General features: G+C 64.6%; 5 protein-coding genes. 3 read left to right on the plus strand and 2 right to left on the minus strand.

Annotated elements, in window-relative coordinates:
- Positions 1 to 248: 248 nt before the first annotated feature.
- Complete coding sequence (locus MOX02_RS30190) at positions 249 to 521, plus strand: hypothetical protein (protein ID WP_147029441.1); 273 nt, start codon at positions 249 to 251, stop codon at positions 519 to 521.
- 101 nt (positions 522 to 622) lie between these two features.
- Here MOX02_RS30190 and MOX02_RS31700 read toward each other — a convergent pair whose 3' ends face one another.
- A complete protein-coding gene (locus MOX02_RS31700) occupies positions 623 to 922 on the minus strand; it encodes a hypothetical protein (RefSeq protein WP_170268058.1) in 300 nt (99 codons plus the stop codon).
- Between the two features lie 27 nt (positions 923 to 949).
- Here MOX02_RS31700 and MOX02_RS30195 point away from each other — a divergent pair, with 27 nt between their 5' ends.
- Positions 950 to 1,156: a hypothetical protein gene (locus tag MOX02_RS30195; protein WP_147029442.1), complete on the plus strand. Its 207-nt coding sequence runs from the start codon at positions 950 to 952 to the stop codon at positions 1,154 to 1,156.
- Positions 1,157 to 1,684: 528 nt separating this feature from the next.
- Here the strand turns inward: MOX02_RS30195 and MOX02_RS30200 are convergent.
- A complete protein-coding gene (locus MOX02_RS30200; protein ID WP_238180032.1) occupies positions 1,685 to 1,855 on the minus strand; it encodes a hypothetical protein in 171 nt (56 codons plus the stop codon).
- Positions 1,856 to 2,111: 256 nt separating this feature from the next.
- Here MOX02_RS30200 and MOX02_RS30205 point away from each other — a divergent pair, with 256 nt between their 5' ends.
- Entirely contained in the window at positions 2,112 to 2,348 is a 237-nt protein-coding gene (locus tag MOX02_RS30205) for a hypothetical protein (RefSeq protein WP_147029444.1), read from the plus strand.
- Positions 2,349 to 2,403 lie beyond the last annotated feature (55 nt).

Consider the following 2,403-nt stretch of genomic DNA (forward strand, 5'->3'; position numbering starts at 1 on the left):
TCGTCACCTACTACCGGAACACGCCGGGCCGGCCGGTCGGCATCCCGGTCTGGGAATTCAGGTGGTGAGCCCTATCCTCGGACCATGGCCGCAAAGACCCCTCCCCGACCTGTCGACAGCTATACCGCGCAGGAGTTGATGGAGATCGCTCGGCGCGGGGAAGGGCGTCGCGCGGTGGTGGGTCGGCTCGACATCCATCCCGGTTGACCCGGCCTTGGTCGCAGTGGGTGTGCATGGCATGGTGGGGCATGACTGACCTCGAAAACTCCCAGCGCCTTCTCATAGAATTCATTGATGGCGGGGACGCGAGCCAAGCCGCTGCCGCCGCAGGGACGATTGTGGCGGTCGTGGCCAAAATCGACGGACCGGCCGCTCAGATCGCGGCGCTAGATGAATTGCGCCTCGCTCTCGCCAATCACTGCAAGACGCGCGATCTGTCTGGCGAGGCTGAGGACCGCCACGTAGTCATTGAGGATGCGATTGAGAAGGCGATGAATGACCTTCAAGGGAAGCCCGCATGACCCACCAACGGGAGTGGTAAAGGTGCCTTCGCGAGGCGCTGGAGCGGCGCGGGCTGGCCGAGCGGGGTGGAGCGAGTGGGACGAAGGTGCAGCCAAGGTGGCTACGGATCAGTTAGCCCCGACATGGCGTTCGAGAAGTCGAAGGTGCCGCATTTGTGGAGACGGGCGCCGCAGCTAAAGGCGCCCTCATGCAGAAGCTCGAAGCCCTCCTCGACCGCCTGAAGGCGCACCAGCGCCAGCTCATCCTGGAAGCGGCCGAACGCGACATGCTCCCGCCGGACAGCATGCTGCGCCGGATCGCCGAACTGGAGAACGTCATCGCTGCGGTTGAGGCTGTGGCGGACGAGGAGCGGCACGGAGCCTGATCTCGTCGCAGCGCCGGCCAGCGGCGGGTTGGTCACCTTTGCCGGTCATGGCATAGCGTAGCCATGAGCAACGACGTACCGCATCCCTACAGCATCGAAGTCGAGCCCCTCACCAAGCCGGAGGGCCACTTCGGTTGGACTCTCCGCCGAAGCGGAAAGCTGATCGAGAGATCGGACCGGGTCTACGGCAGCGAGGAGAAGGCTCGGGAAGCCGCCTTAGCAGCTGCCGAGCGCGACACGAAGCCTATGCCGGGCATGGGCCGTCGCTGAGGCTAGCGGCCCAGTGGCCGCATCAGAATCACGATCGCTTCCCCAGCGGCTTCGACTGGTTCTGGGCTGTTCTGGCGCACGCCGCGCGAGAGTGGCCGGATCTGACCGTCGAGGAGCTTCAGCGGGCGCTCGGCATCATGGGCGAGATGGTGGACCTGGACTGCGAGGGGCGGCTGGCGCAATAAGCCGCGGCGAAGCGGCCTGCATCGCGCTAGCTGCCGACTCTCACCACGTGAGTGAGGGCTCAGCCCTTCTTCTTCGCGGGTTGATCTTTCGGCAGATCGTTCGTCTTCGGCTCTCGCCACGCCTTGGCCATCGCTTTCGCGGCTTCTTTGGTCACCTTCATAACTCGGCCTCCATGGTAGCCATGGAGGTCAACGGCGCGGCTCAGCCATCGTTGCGGGAACGCCGCTGAGGCTTGTCGGTAGAGTGAACATCAACCGCGGTCGGTCCTGGAGTGGACCGGAGGTGGTGTGAGCCCGCATCTCAGCTACGCAAGCGGAGGCGGTTGTGTGAGGGGCTGGCCGCTCACGCGGCAATCATCTCCTCCTGCACCCCATTGAGGTAGCCGGTAATACGGAGAGCCACCGCAAGGTCTGCGCATCGGATCCAGACCGCGGTCGGCAGCGCGACGCGTTCAAGATTGCGCAGAATAGACTCACCAGAGAGGGCGGCTTCCCTCTCCTGCGAGTGAGCCATGATGCGAGGCCCACGCGGAGTGGCGATCATGACGGAGATTGTGACCATACAAGACCAACAACTCGCAACGGGCATCGTTGCCAAGGCAAGGCTGCGGCTTTCTCGACCTCGGCAACTCGGCAGCGCAGGGGGAGGCGGTGACGTCAGGGGCAGGTCAGCGAGGCGCTGCGCTGGCACTACGAGTCTGCACCTAGGCGACAGCTGCCGTCGTCACAGTCGCCTTGGGCCTGTCTGAGGAACGGTGATAGTCTCCGACATGATTGAGCCAAACCAGACTGCGCACATCGTCAAAGTGAGCTGGTGCGACGCGGGCATCCCAGACGGTCGGCTGACGATGTTCTACGCCGCCCTCACCGAGAGCCCAGAGGAGGCCGTTGATCTGGTGCGGCAGGCCGTGAAGCCCGATGCCGAGGTCGAGCTTACCGAGGCCCGACTGTCTCAGGACACGGCACAGGCAATCGAGCTGCTCCCTGGCTTCGCGCGAGCCTTGTGAGCGGATCCAAAGCGCCGGCGATAAGCCCCGCGAGCCCTGAGGCTGCGGGGCTAAG

Source organism: Methylobacterium oxalidis (genome assembly GCF_007992195.1).
GTDB classification, from domain to species: domain Bacteria; phylum Pseudomonadota; class Alphaproteobacteria; order Rhizobiales; family Beijerinckiaceae; genus Methylobacterium; species Methylobacterium oxalidis.